Annotated in this window: 16 protein-coding genes and 2 pseudogenes; 9 read left to right on the forward strand and 9 right to left on the reverse strand. The window is 45.6% G+C overall.

Going from position 1 to position 17,966, the window contains the following annotated elements:
- The first annotated feature begins 39 nt into the window (after positions 1-39).
- Entirely contained in the window at positions 40-525 is a 486-nt protein-coding gene (locus tag QUA97_RS26435) for a hypothetical protein (RefSeq protein WP_333197170.1), read from the forward strand.
- Positions 526-701: 176 nt separating this feature from the next.
- On the opposite strand, the gene QUA97_RS26440 is transcribed toward QUA97_RS26435, so the two are convergent.
- A complete protein-coding gene (locus tag QUA97_RS26440) occupies positions 702-1,277 on the reverse strand; it encodes a Uma2 family endonuclease (RefSeq protein ID WP_333197172.1) in 576 nt (191 codons plus the stop codon).
- A gap of 164 nt (positions 1,278-1,441) precedes the next feature.
- On the reverse strand, positions 1,442-5,437 hold the full coding sequence (locus tag QUA97_RS26445) for a magnesium chelatase subunit H (protein WP_333197186.1): 3,996 nt from the start codon (positions 5,435-5,437) through the stop codon (positions 1,442-1,444).
- 531 nt (positions 5,438-5,968) lie between these two features.
- On the opposite strand from QUA97_RS26445, the gene QUA97_RS26450 reads away from it, so the two are divergent.
- Positions 5,969-6,955, forward strand: coding sequence for a calcium-binding protein (locus tag QUA97_RS26450; RefSeq protein ID WP_194068133.1), 987 nt, complete (start codon positions 5,969-5,971; stop codon positions 6,953-6,955).
- A 240-nt stretch (positions 6,956-7,195) separates the two neighbouring features.
- Positions 7,196-7,387 (forward strand): annotated as a pseudogene (locus tag QUA97_RS26455) (calcium-binding protein); the annotation flags it as partial.
- A gap of 181 nt (positions 7,388-7,568) precedes the next feature.
- Here QUA97_RS26455 and QUA97_RS26460 read toward each other — a convergent pair.
- Complete coding sequence (locus QUA97_RS26460; RefSeq protein ID WP_194068134.1) at positions 7,569-7,730, reverse strand: hypothetical protein; 162 nt, start codon at positions 7,728-7,730, stop codon at positions 7,569-7,571.
- Between QUA97_RS26460 and QUA97_RS26465 the strand changes: the two genes are divergently transcribed.
- Both QUA97_RS26465 and QUA97_RS26470 read left to right on the forward strand, forming a co-directional pair.
- On the forward strand, positions 7,729-8,826 hold the full coding sequence (locus QUA97_RS26465) for a calcium-binding protein (RefSeq protein WP_333197175.1): 1,098 nt from the start codon (positions 7,729-7,731) through the stop codon (positions 8,824-8,826). The two genes, QUA97_RS26460 and QUA97_RS26465, sit on opposite strands and share 2 nt — an antisense overlap.
- 172 nt (positions 8,827-8,998) lie before the next feature.
- On the forward strand, positions 8,999-10,594 hold the full coding sequence (locus QUA97_RS26470) for a hypothetical protein (RefSeq protein WP_194068136.1): 1,596 nt from the start codon (positions 8,999-9,001) through the stop codon (positions 10,592-10,594).
- A 78-nt stretch (positions 10,595-10,672) separates the two neighbouring features.
- Here the strand turns inward: QUA97_RS26470 and QUA97_RS26475 are convergent, their stop codons facing one another.
- Both QUA97_RS26475 and QUA97_RS26480 read right to left on the reverse strand, forming a co-directional pair.
- The gene (locus tag QUA97_RS26475) at positions 10,673-11,332 is read right to left on the reverse strand and encodes a Uma2 family endonuclease (protein ID WP_194068137.1); all 660 of its coding nucleotides are present in this window, start codon (positions 11,330-11,332) and stop codon (positions 10,673-10,675) included.
- A 153-nt stretch (positions 11,333-11,485) separates the two neighbouring features.
- A pseudogene (locus QUA97_RS26480) lies at positions 11,486-11,650 on the reverse strand (IS200/IS605 family transposase); the annotation flags it as partial.
- Positions 11,651-11,684: 34 nt separating this feature from the next.
- Between QUA97_RS26480 and QUA97_RS26485 the strand changes: the two are divergent.
- A complete protein-coding gene (locus tag QUA97_RS26485; protein WP_194068138.1) occupies positions 11,685-12,956 on the forward strand; it encodes an RNA-guided endonuclease InsQ/TnpB family protein in 1,272 nt (423 codons plus the stop codon).
- 174 nt (positions 12,957-13,130) lie between these two features.
- On the opposite strand, the gene QUA97_RS26490 is transcribed toward QUA97_RS26485, so the two are convergent.
- Positions 13,131-13,607, reverse strand: coding sequence for an ankyrin repeat domain-containing protein (locus tag QUA97_RS26490; RefSeq protein ID WP_194071234.1), 477 nt, complete (start codon positions 13,605-13,607; stop codon positions 13,131-13,133).
- Between the two features lie 36 nt (positions 13,608-13,643).
- On the opposite strand from QUA97_RS26490, the gene QUA97_RS26495 reads away from it, so the two are divergent.
- A complete protein-coding gene (locus tag QUA97_RS26495) occupies positions 13,644-14,936 on the forward strand; it encodes a lipid-A-disaccharide synthase (protein WP_194071235.1) in 1,293 nt (430 codons plus the stop codon).
- A gap of 185 nt (positions 14,937-15,121) precedes the next feature.
- On the opposite strand, the gene QUA97_RS26500 is transcribed toward QUA97_RS26495, so the two are convergent.
- The 3 genes from QUA97_RS26500 to QUA97_RS26510 are packed head-to-tail and all read right to left on the reverse strand — an operon-like array spanning position 15,122 to position 16,499.
- The gene (locus QUA97_RS26500; RefSeq protein WP_194012485.1) at positions 15,122-15,292 is read right to left on the reverse strand and encodes a YqaE/Pmp3 family membrane protein; all 171 of its coding nucleotides are present in this window, start codon (positions 15,290-15,292) and stop codon (positions 15,122-15,124) included.
- Between the two features lie 39 nt (positions 15,293-15,331).
- Positions 15,332-16,276 carry a fused MFS/spermidine synthase gene (locus QUA97_RS26505; RefSeq protein ID WP_194071236.1) on the reverse strand — a complete coding sequence of 315 codons (945 nt, stop codon included), beginning with the start codon at positions 16,274-16,276 and terminating at the stop codon, positions 15,332-15,334.
- On the reverse strand, positions 16,266-16,499 hold the full coding sequence (locus tag QUA97_RS26510; protein ID WP_194071237.1) for a hypothetical protein: 234 nt from the start codon (positions 16,497-16,499) through the stop codon (positions 16,266-16,268). Before QUA97_RS26510 ends, QUA97_RS26505 begins: the two co-directional genes overlap by 11 nt.
- 33 nt (positions 16,500-16,532) lie before the next feature.
- Here QUA97_RS26510 and QUA97_RS26515 point away from each other — a divergent pair, with 33 nt between their 5' ends.
- On the forward strand, positions 16,533-16,694 hold the full coding sequence (locus QUA97_RS26515) for a hypothetical protein (RefSeq protein WP_194071238.1): 162 nt from the start codon (positions 16,533-16,535) through the stop codon (positions 16,692-16,694).
- Positions 16,695-16,846: 152 nt separating this feature from the next.
- Complete coding sequence (locus QUA97_RS26520; RefSeq protein ID WP_333197183.1) at positions 16,847-17,920, forward strand: sensor histidine kinase; 1,074 nt, start codon at positions 16,847-16,849, stop codon at positions 17,918-17,920.
- Positions 17,921-17,966: the final 46 nt, after the last annotated feature.

The raw sequence follows: 17,966 nt of genomic DNA on the forward strand, positions 1-17,966 counted from the left end.
TGCCATTTTTTCAGAAGGGTATGAGAGCTATGTCCTTGATTGAGTCTATGTTTTAACGGGGTTGTCACCCCGTCAGGAGTAGCAGCTAAAGATATTTTGAAATCCCAAAAGTTATCCGATGAGGAAACATGGTCAACATTAATTGATATTTATCAAGGCAATCCTCTGTGGTTGGAGTTGACTGCAACGCTGATTCAAGAGTTGTTTTGCGGGAGAGTTTCTGAGTTTTTGCAGTGCGAAATGCCGATTTTAGATGAAGGGTTGCAATTTCAATTATCCCAACCTTTTGGGCGTTTGACTGCGGCAGAGTTGGCCGTGATGGTTTATCTTGCTAATCAAGCTGAACCCGTTGCTGTGTCTCATTTTTTTAACAAAATACAGTTTTCGCCGTCAGAAATAGTCAATGCAGTGCGATCGATCGCAAATCGGTTTTTATTGAATGCAATAGAAGAGGAAAAGATAAGTTTGTTTAGTTTAAATCCGGTGCTGAAACAGTATGTAAAAACTCAGTATCTTTCTCACTGATATCAAATTAGGTTGATCGACGTGATATCCGTAGGGAAACGGCACTGCCGTGTCCGTATCCATATGGATGTCAAATTAGGTTGATCAACGTGATATCCGTAGGGAAACGGCACTGCCGTGTCCGTAGCCCTAGGAAACGGCACTGCCGTTTCCCTACCGTTTTATTTTATCGCACTTTACCAAATCGACTCAAGATTCAAAATAAATCCGGGGAGAACATCTTCACCTGATACAGTGGCTGGAGATTCCAACACTTCAACTTCTTGATTCGGACGATAAATCTCCACTTGTCGCGATTTGCGATTAATCAACCAACCTAAAACTGCACCGTTATCTCGATATTCTTTCATCTTATCCTGAGTTTCTTTCAAACTATCGCTGGGAGACATTAACTCAACCACAAAATCAGGACAAATGGGGGGAAATTTCTTTTGTTGTTCAGGAGTTAGTGCATTCCAGCGTTCTAATTTTACCCAAGAAGCGTCAGGAGAGCGATCTGCCCCATTGGGAATTTTAAAACCGCCAGAGGAATCAAAAACTTTACCCAGTTTATTTTGCTGATTCCAAATCCAAATCTGTGCAGTTAATCCTGCATTGCTGCTGCTAGTTTCTCCTCCTGCTGGTGACATGATAATTAATTCTCCTTTCGCTGTGCGTTCCAGTCTAATATTTTCATTCTCCTGACAGAGTTGAAAAAACTGCTCGTCTGTCAGCTTAATAATTGGATTGAGGTTGAGGGTGAGGGTAGTCATAGCGGTATTTTATCGTAGCTAAACGACCTTTATTGGGGATTGTAGCATATTGAGTGAGTTGCGAGGGCGATCGCTTCCTACTCATCAAAACCCTCGCAAAAATATAAGGACACAGCAATGCTGTGTCCCTACAGATTAAAGGCGATTGTCAGAAATTCGGAGGTTTATTCTACCCCCTCAATCCGGTCTTCCACCTCCTGATAAAGTTCGCGCAAGCGATCCAAATTACTCTCCGAAGTCTCCCAATAACCCCGGCCATTCACCTCAAGCAAAGTGCTGACAATCTTGCGGAACGAATGAGGATTTAAATTCAGCAAACGCTTCTGCATCTCCTCATCTTGGATAAACGTACCGTTCACATCCTCATACACCCAATTATCCACCGCGCCCGCAGTCGCACTCCATCCAGTCGTGTTCACCAGACGCTTAGAAATCTCCCGCACGCCCTCATAACCGTGCGACAACATCCCCTCGTACCACTTCGGATTCAGCAGCTTAGTCCGCGAATCTAAACGCACGGTTTCTGATAGCGTCCGCACCTGCGCGTTGGCTGTGGTGGTATCAGCAACAAAAGATGTTGGTTGCTTCCCGTCGGCGCGCAAACTGCCGATCAATTTAGTCGGATCGGAGTCGAAATAGTGCGACACGTCAGTTAGCGAAATCTCCGCAGAATCTAAGTTTTGGAAGGTGACATCAGCAGTTTTTAAGGATGACTCAAAAATCTGCCTGTCTTGTTCCATAGTTCCCGGATTGTCCGAAGAAAAGGCGAAGGATTTGCGGGTTAAATACATTTCCTGCAACTCGGCTTCGGTTTCCCAAGTGCTGTTTTCCACCGCCAAGTTGACGTTAGATGAATAGGAACCGGAAGCGTTGGAAAAGACGCGGGTTGCTGCTTGGCGCAGGTTGATTCCCATTTCTTCCGCTTGCTTCAAGGCGTGTTTGCGGACGAAGTTCATTTCTAAAGGTTCGTCGGCTTCTGCTGCCATTTTCACGGCTTTATCTAACAAATTCATCTGGTTGATGAACAAGTCGCGGAATACGCCGGAACAGTTAATTACTACGTCGATTCGAGGCCGTCCCAACTCTTCTAAAGACAGCAATTCCAGTTTGTTTACCCGGCCCAAAGCATCGGGTACTGGCTTCACTCCCACCATCCACATTACTTGGGCGAGGGATTCGCCGTAAGTCTTGATGTTGTCGGTTCCCCAAAGCACAACGGCGATGGTTTCGGGATAGTTTCCACCGTTATCGGTGCGCTGTCTTTCTAATAGTCTGTCAACGACAACTTTAGCAGACTTGACCGCACCCGTCGTCGGGATTGACTGCGGATCTAAAGCGTGCATATTCTTGCCAGTCGGCAAAACATCTGGGTTGCGAATCGGATCGCCGCCGGGCCCAGGCACAATATACTCGCCTTCTAACGCGCGCAACAAAGCGCCTAATTCGTTGTCGGCACAAACTTGCTGCAAGCAGAATTCCAGATACTCAAACAGCGGTTTAATCGGTTCTGGATCGACTTTTTTGTAACCGGCTGCGTGCAAGGCATCAATCCAAGGTGTTTTCTTGCCCATGTTGAAGAAATTTAACTTGGAAACTAGGGAAACTCGGCCTTCAGCGTCGGTTTGTTCCTTTACCAAAGCGGCCACGGCATCCCGACAGGCTAGGGTGATGTTTTGCAGCAATTCGACATCAACTAAAATGCCTTTGTCGCTGTTGGTGTAAACTTCTTCGATATCGCGTCCCAGACTGTTGGCGATAATTCGCGGTAAGCTGATCAAGTTGTCTTCTTCGCGGTCTAAATTGGCGATATTTACTAAAGTTGCGATCGCCTCTTCCGCAGTTGGCGGCTTCCCGATAATATGCAAACCGCAAGGTAACAACCGCGATTCAATCTCCATCAACTTGCGGTAAACCAAGCCAACCAAATTGTCCCGTTCCTGGGCACTCATCCCCGCAGCAACGCCTCTTTCCTGTTCGGGAGGTAGGTCAATATCTTTGTCCAAATTGACCAAACGGCATTTTTCCACGATCGCATCCACAATCGGCACGCCCCGGCCCGTATCCTTCAAAGTTTGATAGGAAGCAATCAACTCGCTGAGTTCCTGCAAACCTTTGTACAACCCAGCATTTTCCGCCGGAGGAGTCAAGTAAGAAATTGTTTCAGCATAACTGCGGCGCTTGGCAATTGTTGCCTCGCTGGGATTGTTGGCGGCATAATAATAGAGATTAGGAATCTTGCCAATCAAACTGTCAGGATAACAATCGATCGACATTCCCATCTGCTTACCCGGCATGAATTCTAGGGAACCGTGAGTGCCGAAGTGCAGCACCGCATCCGCACCCCAAATGCGCTCCAAATATGTGTAGTAAGCAGCAAAACCGTGGTGCGGGCTGGCGGAACGAGAGAATAACAACCGCATCGGATCGCCTTCGTATCCAAAGGTAGGTTGCACTCCGATAAATACGTTGCCGAAATGTTTGCCGTAAATCAGCAAATTTTGTCCGTCGCTGTTCAAATGTCCCGGAGGCGGGCCCCAATTTTCTTGCAAGCGTTCCGAGTAAGGAGTGAATTCTTCATACTCAGCTACGGACATCCGGTGAGCAATATTTAACTCTGGACTTTGGTATTGGGCTGTGGCGTCGTGGATGACTTCTTGCATCAGCTTTTCGGCAGATTCCGGCAGTTCTGGCAAGTCGTAACCGTTACCTTTTAAGGCTTTCAATACTTCGTAAATCGAGCCGAAAACGTCGAGGTAAGCTGCTGTTCCAACGTTGCCTTTGTCGGGGGGGAAACTGAAAACGGTGATCGCAACTTTCTTATCTAATTTTGGTTTGCGGCGCAGCATTGCCCATTTCATGGCGCGCTGGGAAATTGCTTCAATTCGGTCTTGCAGGGCGATCGCCTTGCCAGTTGCGCCATCTCTTCCCGACAAAATAATCGGTTCGATCGCACCATCCAACTCAGGAATGGCAACCTGCAAAGCAACTTGAATCGGGTGCAAGCCCAAATCGCTATTTTCCCACTCTTCCGTCGTTTGGAAAACCAGCGGCAAAGCCACCATATAAGGGCAATTGAGCTTTTTCAAAGTGTCGATCGCCTTTGGGTGATCTTGTTTCGCCGGGCCACCCACCAACGCAAAACCAGTCAGAGAAACTACCGCATCGACGATCGGCAGCGGTGCCACACCTTTGGCCCCAACTTCCAAGAAAAAGGTTTCCACCGGTTTCGAGAAGTCCAAACCGCCGGCAAAAATCGGTAAAACCCGCGCCCCCATTGCCTCGAATTCCTGGACGATTGCGACGTAGTGCGCGTCATCTCCGGTAACTAAGTGAGTGCGCTGCAACACTAAACCGATGCAGAGTGCGAGGGGGTCTTTGAGGTCTGCGGAAATATCTGTGCGGGCATTATACCAGTTCAGATATCCTTTGACATCATCAAACATGGACGGTGCCAAAGGATGCCAAATCCCCATATCCGGGTAGACAACGGGCTCTTGAAAAGTTAGCTGTTCCTGGCCTTTGAAGACATATTTATGGGACAGCATCAGCAGGAAGTTTTCCAAGTTTTCTTGGGAACCGCCCAGCCAATACTGGAAACTTAGCATGAAGTTGCGCGCATCTTGGGCTTTGTCGATCGGCAAATATTTCAGCACTTTCGGCAAAGTTTGCAGCAGTTTCAGCATTCCGTCTTGGAAGGAACTCCCGGATTTTTCCTTCCGTTTTTTCATGAATTCGCCGATCGCGCTTTTGCTTTGTCCCAACTGCGCCATCGAGAAACTGCCCATTTTATTCAGGCGCATCACCCCCGGCATCGACGGGAAGACGACGGCGACATCCAAGCTGTCGCGCAGCGGTTCTACAGCCGCTACCACTTTTTCGGCCAAATCTTCGATAAAAATTAGAGAAGCAATAAATACGTTGGCATCGGCCACATCCCGCTTGAAGGCCTCGTAATTTTCCGGGCTGCGGAGTTCTTCGATCAGGTAGCCGCTGATTTCTATTGCCAGATTCGGATTTTTGTTATTTATCGCTCGAACCGCTGCGGACAGGGCGCTTTGATACTGCGGTTCTAGTACGACATAGACCACCTTCATGAGCGATCGCCCCTGCAAGTTTTCCGGCACGACGTGGCGAATGGTGGGCTTGACGTGAGTGAACATCCGGTTAGGCTCCTTTAAGATGCTGTTTTCGGCAATCGGGAATTTTTTTATCCCATAAGCATTTTTACCAGAAAACGCTTGCCATTGGGCGATTTGAGCCTGCACATGACACAATTCGACAAATTTATTACGATTTTTCGTTACATTATTTGACAAATTCCTTGAGCAAACACTCCAAATTTTATTTGTAAATCTTTACTTGACAAAAAAATCTATATATGTATTCATAAAATATGATAACAAAATAAACGATCGACCAATCTTTGATAAAAACGCTCCTGACCAAGGTTCCAAAGTTTGTAGAACTAATTAAACTGGCGATCGAGCAATTAATCAAATGCAGAAAAAAATCAGTTCCGAATCTGCAATTTTCCGTTCTGATGAGTTCCGCATGAGAAAATTTATATATTGGTCGGGAACTTAAAACAGTTTCATAAATTCAGTATTGTATAAGTTCCCGATCCGCGATCGATCGCTGGCGAAATTAATTGCTTTTGATTGTCAGGCTCATCAAAACCCTAGGGGGAAAACATGGCTAACTACGCAATTTTCGACGAACAATACTACCTAGCCCAATATCCTTGGGTCAAACCCGCCATTGATGCAGGAATCATCAAATCCGGCAAAGAACACTTTGAAAAATACGGTCAAGCCGGCGGCTTAACTAAAATATCGCGGTATTTTGACGAAGATACTTACCTCGCCGCCAACCCAGACCTTCAACCCTTCGTCCGCACAGTCAATCCCAACGCACCTTTTGCCACAGGCTTAGATCACTTTATTCAGTTCGGCTACGATGAAGGACAGCGCCGGGCCTCGGTATCTCCCGAATACAACGAAAGCTTTTATTTAGCAAACAACTCTGAACTGCAACCGTTTATTCAGAACGGAACTTTCAAATCTGGGTATCAGCATTTCATTCAATTTGGCGCAAAAGAAGGTCGTTTTGGAACTTCATTTTTTGAACCGGAATACTTAAAAGAAAACCCCGATATCGTGCCGTTTGTCAACTCAGGCGCATTGAAAACCGGTCGCGAACACTTCTTCAATTTCGGGAAAAACGAGCCCAGCCGCTCTGCGACTTTTGTCGGCAGCCGCAGCAACGATGTCATCACTGGTGCGGGTGGGGGAAATGCCGAACTTATCGGAGTAGAAGTAGGTATCGATCGCAATGGCAACCGGCAGTATGAAAGCTTTGGCACCAATGAATTCGATGTGCTGACCGGCAGTCCGGGCATTGATACATTCGTCCTCGGAGTTCCAGCAGCAGCCCAGAATCCCTCCGCGACACCGCTGTATACGGGTAACGGTCAAGCTACAATTCGGAACTTCGACATAGAAAACGATTTGATCCAACTGCAAGGAAATTCTTTAAACGACGGCTACACCCTGAATCCCGTTGGCAACAATTTGTCAATCCAGCGTTTTGGAGATGTGCTCGGCGTGATTGAAGGAGGTGCAACTTTGGGTTTGACTTTCCAAGAATCTAACGGTAACGGTACTTTCTTGATTGGATAGTCAGTAGTCATTGGTCATTGGTCATTGGTCATTGGTCATTAGTCAGTAGTCAGTAGTCATTAGTCAGTAGGGGCAGTTCCCCGTGCGGGCAGTCTTAGTAGTGATTAGTGATTAGTGATTAGTCATCAGTCATCAGTCACTAGCTAATGCTGTTGATTGATGACTTTTGATTTTTTGGGCAATTGTGCCGTAAAATATTTTGCTCGATCGCACTTTACATTCTTACTTAAAAAAGCAAAAATTAATTACGATATCTTTGACGAACAATACTACCTCTCGCAATATCCGTGGCTGAAACCAGCCATTGATGCAGGAATCGTCAAATCTGGAAGAGAACACTTTTAAAAATTTGGTCAAGCCGCCTGCCTCACAAAAATATCGCGGTACTTTGACGAAGATAGTTACCTTTACGGAAATCCAGATATTGCTCCCATTGGTTCGCAAATCGAGATTTAGCTATCCAAACGAACGGCTTCCCGATCTTTGCAAATGGTGTTCCCACAACCAGTCGCTTTGACACGATCGCTGTTATAGAAGGCGGCGCAAATGTCAAGTTGAATGTATTACCACAACTTAATGGTTCTCTACTTCTACTTGGGTAGAAATCTCGAAGCTATTGGGGATTTGGCTGATTGTTGCTGGGGAGTGCGATCGCTAATTGAGCTTTAATGAGATTAGACACTGAAAAAAAAATCACCCGATCGGGTGATTTTCTCGATTCCAGATGATTGATAAATTGCACAAACAGCAAATTAAGTCCGCAGAATAAAAACATGGCTAACTACGCAATTTTTGACGAAAAATACTACCTTTCGCAGTATCCTTGGGTCAAACCAGCGATCGACGCAGGAGTTATCAAATCTGGACAAGAACACTTTGAAAAATACGGTCAAGCCGGCGGCTTAACTAAAGTATCGCGGTATTTTGACGAAGCTACCTACCTGGCTGGCAACCCCGACATCGCTGCCTTAGTCCGCACCCCCAACAACCCAAACGCTCCTTTTGCGACCGGGCTAGACCACTTTATCCAATACGGTTACGAAGAAGGTCGCACTCGCGTATCGCCTGAGTATGACGAAGCGTTTTATATCGCAAATAACCGACAGTTGCAGCCGTTTATTCAGAATGGAACTTTTAAAAACGGCTACCAGCATTTCATTCAATTCGGCATCAAAGACGGTCAGTTTGGGACTTCTTTTTTTGAAACAGAATACTTACAAAAAAATCCCGATGTTCGGCCGTTTGTCGAATCGGGAGCATTGAAAACTGGTCGGGAACACTACTTCAATTTCGGCAAAAACGATCCAAGCCGCTCTGCGACTTTTATCGGAAGTTCCGGGAATGACATGATTGCCGGTGCTGGGGTGGGAAATACCGAATTAATTGGAGTTGAAGTAGGTTATGTTGCAAACAGTAATGGCTTTACCATTCCCGGCAGAAATTATGAAAGTGACGGCAGCAATGAATTCGATACTCTCACTGGCGGTAGCGGCCGCGATAAATTCATGCTCGGAGACGTTTTAGTAGGTCCTGGTGGTAAGGGATACAGTTCCCCAACAAAGTTATATATCGGGCCGGGTTTTGCTACAATTCGGAACTTTACCCAAGGTCAGGATAGCATTCAGCTAGCAACAAGCGATATCCTACCTTCCTTAGATAACTTCTTGATATTTCCCATCAACAACAATCGAGATTTAGCTATCCAAACGAACGGCTTGTCTGTCTCCTTTCCAGACGGAAGTTCGGGAATTAGTAGATTTGACACGATCGCTGTTATTGAAGGCGGCGGAAATCTCAAGTTGAATCTATTACCAGAAAATAGAGATAATCCACCTTTAGGCTCTAGAGTTAATCTACCTTTACTTGGTTAGAAATCTCGAAGCTATTGGGGATTTGGCTGATTGTTGCTGGGGAGTGCGATCGCTAATTGAGCTTTAATGAGATTAGACACTTGAAAAAAAAATCACCCGATCGGGTGATATTTTCAGTTCCAGATGATTGATAAATTGCACAAACAGCCAATTAAAGCCGCAGAATAAAAACATGGCTAACTACGCAATTTTTGACGAACAATACTACCTTTCACAGTATCCGTGGCTGAAATCAGCCATTGATGCAGGAGTTATCAACTCCGGGAAAGAGCACTTTGAAAAATACGGTCAAGCTGGTGGGCTCACCGCAGTATCGCGTTACTTTGATGAAGAAACCTATCTAGCTCAAAATCCAGATATTGCTCCCCTTGTCCGTACCGCAAACAATCCAAACGCACCTTTTGCCTCTGGTTTAGACCACTTTATCCAGTTTGGTTACGAAGAAGGTCGCACCCAAGTATCGCCTGACTACGACGAAGCGATTTATTTAAAACGATACCCTGTACTTGTGCCGTTTGTACAGAACGGCACTTTCAAATCAGGATTAGATCATTTTGTCCAATTCGGAGCAAAACAAGACCTTTACGCGAACACCTTTTTTGAACCAGAATACTTACTAAAAAACCCCGATATAGCAGCAGCAGTCAAGGAGGGAGTTTTTAAAACAGGCGGAGAACACTACCGAAAATTTGGACAATTTGAGCAAACGCGATCGGCTACATTTGTCGGCACTAAAGAATCTGACATTGTGACGGGATTTGGTGTAGGACAAGTTGAAATCATTGGTATTCAAGTATCTTTGAATGCAGCGGGCGATCGAGTTTATGAAAAACCTTCCCAGCTTCCCTCCCCCCCTGTAAATGACACCCTAATTGGCGGTCAAGGTACTGATACTTTCGTGCTCGGTGTTGGGGATTTTGCCGATGTGAATGGGGGGCGTTTTTACGGCGGGTTACTCAACAGCAACTACGCTACGATTAAAAACTTTAACCCGCAAGCCGATAATATCGGCCTAGCAGGAGAGCGAGGCAACTATCTATTTAACAATACTCCTAATGGAGATTTTAGGATTAGCGTGGGGCCGATTAGGGCTGTTGCACCGGTAGCTATAGTCGAGGGCGGTGCAAATATGCCGTTTCTAGTAAATCGGGGGCGCGATCTCTTAATTTTTGATAAAGTTTCTGTATTCAATAACTTTTTGGAAGCTGGATATTTAGCAAGCAATCCCGATGTTGCTGCGGCGGTTAAAGCAGGAACTTTTGCTTCAGGTCTCGACCAGTATACAAAAGTTGGGCAATTTGAAACCAATCGTTCGGCAACTTTTGTCGGGACTTCGGGGAATGATGTTGTGACTGGTTTTGGTAAGGGAAAAACCACAATTATTGGAGTTGATTTTGATGCCAGTTATTTCAGCGACGGTAGCAACGAATTTGATACCTTGATTGGTAGCGAAGGTGCTGATACTTTTATTTTGGCTTATGATAATAATAATTCGGGTTCTCCTGGTAGTGGCTTAAGCAACACGACTCAAGAATTGTACACAGGCCCGGGGGAGGCTCGGATTCGCGGCTTCAACTCCAGTCAGGGAGATGCACTTCAGCTATCAGGCACACTCAGTGACTATCAAATATCTTCAGTGGGTGGAGATTTAGTTATCTCAAAAGCAGGAGATAGAATTGCAATTCTTGAGGGAGGTGCTGGATTAAATTTGAAACAACAGACATTTCCTAGAACCGAATTTGGGCCTAGTCCTTTCCTGCTAGGTTAGAAAGCAATTAATACCAACGAGAAACCCGATCGCTCAAAACAACCGGGTTTCTCAATAATTAAGCCCGATCGCACTTTGCTATTGCGGCAACTCGCCAAAGCGATCGCGATATTGAGCCACCAACTCTTCAGCCGTCAAATACCTAGTACCTCCTTCGTCAAACCAATACAAAACTTCCAACTGTCGCTCCCCATCGCTGTACCGACCTCGACCAATTCCTAAACCCACTTCCGGCATCCAGAAAGGTTCACCAATTTGCTGTTCGTACTCGCCATTTACCAAACGATAAACTTCAAACGGTTGATGTTGGTCTCGCCGCCAGTAGTAGGGATTGTAAATCACATAGTACAGCACGCCCAACCGCGCGTAAATCTCAATTTTTTTATCGTATTCACCGCCATAAGTTTGAGAAACAATCTCTAGGGCAAAAATCGGGGGAATATTATTTTCTTCCCAAAGGACGTAACTGAGGCGCAAAGCATCGCCTTTGAACCTTTCAACACCCAAACTCAAGAAGCCGTCAGGAACAATTGGAACCAGATGACTTACTCCCGTCGTGTGATAAACTGCCATATCCACGCCAAAAAACCAGTCGTTCCGCTGCCGCCAGTGAAATTTGAGCAAGAATAAAAGTAAGTTGGGAAGGAAGTTTTGATTTTCGTTATCCACAGGAGTATCATCCGAAGAAGGAAGCTCGGCGCCGGTTGGCAAACGCATTTCTCGATCGAATAGTACCATGATAGAAAAATGGCAAATTTATTAATTAATTGTATCATCTAGAAACCGGATTTCTCCAACTTAATGTCGGCAGGGGTCGCCCGTTATAACGGTACTCCGTTTAACGGGTGGGGAATGCCTACCAACAAAAAACTGAGCGATAGCGAAACGTCATTATTCTGGGGTTGTTTGTTGCTCAACATACTTTCTTAACTGCTCAATTGTCATACCGCCACAGCTAGTCACAAAATACGAACCCGTCCAGAAAACAGGTTTAGTATAGACTTGTTTTAATTCTACTGCAAACTCTTTTCTCAGTAGCCTACTAGAAACAGTTTTGTGTCATGCAGACGGTAAGTGTATAATAAATCTCATGATACTCACCTATTGCTACAGAATCAAGCCTAGTGCCGAACAGGAAGCCGTTATGCTCTATACCTTGGAGTTACTAAGACGGCACTGGAATTATGCGCTAGGTCAACGTCTAGATTGGCTGCGGCGTACCCGTTGTCAAATAGACCGATGTAGCTGTCGGAGCGAACCGATAGGAGATATTCCAGAAAAAGTAGATTATTACACCCAGCAATCAGCACTTAAAGAAACGAAGCTCCTTTACCCCGAATACAAGAAAATTTGGGCAGAGTCTCAACAAGTTAACTTGCAGAGACTGGTTCATGCTTGGGAACGCTGGTTAATTCCAGATAAATCAGGCAAGCGTGGCGGACGACCTCGGTTTAAAAAAGCTGGAGAGTTACGCTCATTTGTCTATCCACGAATCAATTGTTCTAAGGCAGGAGCGTATCTAAGTAATGGAGTATTGAAGCTATCAAAGATAGGTGAGATGCCAGTTGTGATGCACCGCCCTATCCCTAATGGTTTTATTCTCAAGACTTGTACGATTATTCGCAAGGCAGATGGTTGGTATTGTTGTATTCAGGTGCAGGATTCTACAGTACCGTCGCCGTTACCAGTAGAAGAAATTAAGTCGGTCACGGCAATTGATGTGGGCTGCGAAAAATTTCTGACTACCGCACAGGGACAAGCCGTAGCAGTTCCTCGGTTTTATCGTTCATCACAAAATAGATTAGCCAGAGCGCAACGCAAATTAGCGCGTCAAGAAAAAGGTTCTAAAAATTGGGAGAAACAGAAAAATAGAATTGCACTATTACATTTGAAGGTGGCTAGATGCCGCAAAGAGTTTCATTATCACGTCGCACATTGGCTGTGCCAAACTTATGATTTAATTTCATTTGAAAATCTTAATATCAAAGGCTTAGCCCGTACCAGATTAGCGAAATCAATCCTAGATTGTGCCTGGGGCGCGTTCCTACAAATTCTGCAAGCAGTGGCGGTTAAACGCGGCAAGCAAACAGTAGAAGTGTCGGCTCGTGGCAGTAGTATTGAGTGTTCTAGTTGCGGTAGGAGAGTTGAAAAGACCCTGAAAGATAGAGTGCATGAGTGTCCTAGTTGTCGTTTAACCATTGACAGAGATTGGAACTCAGCACTTGTATTATTAGCTCGTGGACTTGGGGCGGTTGGACTACCGCTTCCTGGCTGTGGAGGCTTAGGGGATGCCCAGCCGTCGATGCAGCAATTTCTGATTGTGAAATTGGAAGCTCCCGTTATAGTCGGTACTCCGACTTAACGGTGAGAGTTGTCACTTAACCCGGCTTCTAAGTCTTTAATATATATCTTGGAAAAGTCAAATTCACCCCCCGCAAGTCCCCCCTTCTGCGGGGGGAAACAAGAAATAATCTTGCCCCCTCCCCGCGAGTTCGGGGAGGGTTGGGGTGGGGTGCACTGTATTTTTGCAAAAGTTCTAATGCCGATCGCGCGCCAGCTTCAAAACCTCAACGACATCTTGATGATGTTCCGAAGATGCCCAAATTAAAGCAGTCCAAGTATTATTATCCTTAGCTTTGATATCAGCACCCGCCTCCAGCAAAACCTGCACAACATCAGCGCGCCCGCTACCCGCCGCACTCATCAAAGCCGTCAAACCAAAAGTAGTTTGAGCATTCACATCCGCCCCAGCTTCCAGCAAAAGCTGTACAATCTCGCTATGTCCTGCAGCAGCGGCACTCATTAACGGCGTCCACCCGTCATTATCCTGACTGTTAGCATCCGCGCTTGCTGCGAGGATTTTTTTGACAATTTCAGCATTGCCAGCCTCAGCCGCAGCGGTCAAAGCCGTCGCCCCTTCGCCATCTTTGGCATTGATATCTGCGCGTTGTTCGATCGCACATTCTACCGCCGCCACATCACCCATCTTGACGGCATCAATTAAATCTGTCATAAAATCTCCTTTGCATCCTTTTAAATCTTAAATCCTATGACAGTCGATATTTTAATCCTCTCCAACGGCCCCGGAGAATTGGCAACTTGGGTGCGTCCCGCCGTGCAAGCATTGCGCCAGCAATTGGCAAACAGGGGCACAGAAGCGCGAATTTCGGTGGTGCTTTCCCCCTGTCCGCACGCCACGGGGAAAGAAGCAGAAATCGCATCTTCCTATCCAGAAGTGGACAGAGTGCAAGCACCGGAGCATTTTTTTTCATTCCTATTATCGGGCAAAACTGCCCAAAATTGGGACTGGTACGAAACCGGAGTTGTTTTATTTTTAGGCGGCGACCAATTTTTTACGGTTGTTATTGGCAAAAGGCTAAAATATCGCACTGTTACTTATGCGGAATGGGACGCGCGGTGGTATCGCTGGATTGATAAGTTTGGGGCGATGAAACCGGAAGTTTTTGCTAAAGTTCCCCAAAAATATGCTAGTAAATTTGCAGTTGTGGGAGATTTGATTGCCGAAGTAGCCGATCGCAAATCGACTGATTTACCTCGTTTCCTGGATCTGCCTGGAAACGCAGATGCTTTTGCTCCGCCTCCTCCCAAAATAGAATTAATTGGATTGTTACCGGGTTCTAAGGCGGCGAAATTAGCTTTAGGTGTACCTTTATGTTTAGCGATCGCCCAATCCATCCACCGCATCCGTCCTCAAACACGCTTTGTAATTCCGGTTGCGCCTACCATAGATGTGCAAACTATAGCAGGTTTTGCCGACCCAAAACAAAATCCTTGCCTGCATTTATTTGACAGCGCCAGCGCCCAACTGCATTTAACAGAATCGCCGTTTTTGCTGACAGAAAATAACCTAAAAATAGAACTTTGGACTGAGACTCCAGCTTATGATTTACTATCAGAATGTAGTTTGTGTTTGACTACTGTGGGGGCGAATACTGCGGAATTGGGTTCCTTAGCTGTACCGATGATTGTGTTGATTCCGACGCAGCAATTGGATGCGATGAAAGCTTGGGATGGTTTGCCGGGATTGCTGGCAAATTTGCCGTTAGTCGGTTCTGTTTTTGCGACGGCGATTAATTGGGCCATCTTGCAATTGGGGAAGGGAAAACTTTATGCTTGGCCGAATATTTGGGCTGGGGAGGAGATTGTGCCGGAGTTAATTGGGCGGCTGGAAGCGGATGCTGTGGCGGATTTGGCGATCGACTATTTGACCCATCCTGATAAATTAGCACAAATGGGCGATCGTTTGCGTGCAGTTCGAGGAGAATCGGGGGCGGCGAAAAAAATTGCTGAATTGGTTTGTCAAGAAATTGAGGTGCAATAATCAATAAAACCTTGTAAATATGGTATGGTGCGGATATATCAACCATCTCCAAATAAACTCGAAAATTTTGCAGCGACGCACCTTACAAAAATAGCTTAACCTTGTAAATATTGTAGGGTGCGTCGCTATCAACCATCTCCAAATAAACTCGAAAATTTTGCAGCGACGCACCTTACAAAAATAGCTTAACCTCGATCGTGCTTGGAAATTACCCAAATGGCGTGGACAATGCCAGGAATAAAGCCAAAAAACGTGAGCACGAGGTTTATCCAAAAATCAGTACCGATGCCGACCGTCAAAAATACACCCAGAGGGGGAAGAAAAATGGCGGCGACTATGCGAATTAAATTGCTCATCTCAGTTACTCCAAACGACTTTTCTCTTTCAATTTAGCTTCACTGACTGACAGAACCTTTCCCGAAAAACTTAGGCGGTGCTGCCATAGTGTAAACTTCGGTTTCCTCGGCGATTACCCGCCGCAAGTGACCGGGAACTTGCATCAACCCCAACAGTGTAATCCCGTCCAACATCCGCAACCCGCCGGTTGTTTTTTCTGCTAGTATTTGGTCGGTAACTTCGGGTTCTGGCCGCGTGTTTATTTCCTGGCTCGAAGCTACCGCAAAACCCCAAGGAGCTCCGTAGGTAGAAATAAAGCTGGTGCAGGATTGAACGTTGGGGAATACCGATTTCAGGGTGTTGACAATGCGGGCGTGCATTTTCATTTCTGCCGGAGAAACGGGGCCCGCTTGTACTACAAAATATCCGTCAGGTGACAGTATTTTGCGAACTTTCTCAAAATACTCCTTGGTAAATAACTGGAAAGATGGGCCTTCTTCAATGGGATCTGACAAGTCAGAAATGACAATATCCCAATCGCTGTCGGTATTGTCTAAATAATCCAAGGCATCGCCGATTACTACTTCGCAGCGGGGGTCGTCAAAGGCATTTTGGTGCATTTCTGGCAGGTGTTCGCGGCAGGCTTCTACTACTTCGCCGTCAATGTCGATCATCACGACTTTTTCGACTGTTTTCCAGCGCAGCACTTCTCTAATTGTAGCTCCTTCTCCGCCGCCGAGCACGAGCACTTTTTTGGGCGAACCGTGAGCAATCATGGCTGGGTGCACGAGGGGTTCGTGGTAGAGAAACTCGTCGCCGGTACAAGATTGCCATTTGCCGTCCAAAACTAAGCCTTTGCCGTAGGTACCGGTCTGAACTACGTACATTTCTTGATAGGCAGTTTTCTTGTAAGCGAGGACGCTGATGATGCCGTGAACGTAAATATCCCAGGGGGTAATGTACTCGCTCATCCAAAAGTCTGCACGAACTTCGCTACCTGACATCAATTACTCTCCAAATATAGAATGCTGTTTCGATGTTGTCACAAGTAGTATTTCTTAGCACAAAATGGTGCGGGTGTGTGAGTGCGATCGACACACAAGAGTGAAATTTCTCAGCAATCGTATAGTGTGCTTGCCTTCTGGGAGATGGCGCGCTGGGCTGGGTAGTTGAGATTGCTTGTGGGCGATCGCCCTGGGCGGCTTTTGTACAAATCTTGTCACTCATCTGGCGATTTTTCGCGCCCTGGCCCTCCGACAAATGCGCGATCCTCTCGAATTCAAGCAACCCTTGCGGAGTGCTGTGCGATCGACCCCGGGCGATCGCAACGGGAACGATGGCGAGTGCGGGGATGAAAAACTGCGATCGGTTTTAACTTGCTTTGTTGTTAATCTCTTGACATTTTCAATGAATATTAGATAAGATTTTTAGATCGAGCAAAATAAAGGAGTTATTAATTTTATCAACAAAAATGCCGGAGCGAGCTGCGACTAAATTATAAGTAAGTTAAGGGTGCAACTCAAATTCACAATCTAACTTTTGTGAGATTATTTTTAGGTTTAAACTAATAGCAAATGGAACCAAAAGACTGGGAAAATGCAATTAAAAATGTTGAAGATGAAAATTTAAGCCTGCGACAAAAATTAGAAATTTCGGAAACCGAACGCAGCCTACTAGAACTCCAGAATCAAGAAAAAGAATTTTTGCTAAAAACAGTTACTCAAGAATTTCTCGATTCAGAAAATAAATTAAAAGCAAGAATGTCTCAACTAGAAAAAGCTCTGGAAAATCAGCAAGCAATGCAGCTCAAATTGATCGAAGCTGAAAAAATGTCGGCTTTGGGAATTTTGGTAGCTGGTATAGCCCACGAAATCAACAATCCAGTCAACTTTATCTATGGCAATATTACCTATGTCAATGACTACACTGGCGACATTTTAAAATTACTCGAAATGTACCAGAGTAGGTATCCAGAAACTGATGCGGAGATTGAGGATTTTATTGAAGAGATTGACCTGAACTTTCTGCGCGAGGATTTGTTAAAAACTCTTTCGTCGATGAAAGTTGGCTCCGAACGCATCCGCGAAATTGTGCTGACTTTACGCAATTTTGCGCGGGTTGACGAAGCTGAAAAGAAACCTGTTAATATTCACGAAGGACTTGACAGCACTTTGTTGATTTTGCAGAATTCAACTAAGGAAAAGCCGGATTGTAAAGCTATTAAAATTGTTAAAAATTATGGGCATCTACCGAAAGTAGAATGTTATCCAGGACAATTGAATCAGGTATTTATGAATATCATTAATAATGCTATTGATGCGCTGCGGGAGCAAGAAAAAAACCGATCGCCAGAAGAGATGGAAGCCAACCCCAGCCAAATTGAAATTACTACTTCTAGTCTTGCAGAAGATTGGGCTAAAATTAGCATCAAGGATAATGGTATGGGAATGGATGAAGTTGTAAAAGGGAAAATCTTCGATCCGTTTTTTACAACTAAACCAGTGGGGCACGGGACTGGTTTGGGGCTGTCAATTAGTTATCAAATTGTGGTGGACAAACACGGCGGGAGGTTGGATTGCATATCTGCAGTGGGAGAAGGGACTGAGTTTGCGATCGAGATTCCGATCGTCGCCAAACCCCGAAGTTAAGGCGGTAGGGGGGCTTTCGACTTCGTGAGCGGGTAAAGAGGGGGAG

Origin of the sequence: Microcoleus sp. CZ3-B2 (genome assembly GCF_036705055.1) — a bacterium.
Classification (GTDB): Bacteria; Cyanobacteriota; Cyanobacteriia; order Cyanobacteriales; family Microcoleaceae; genus Microcoleus.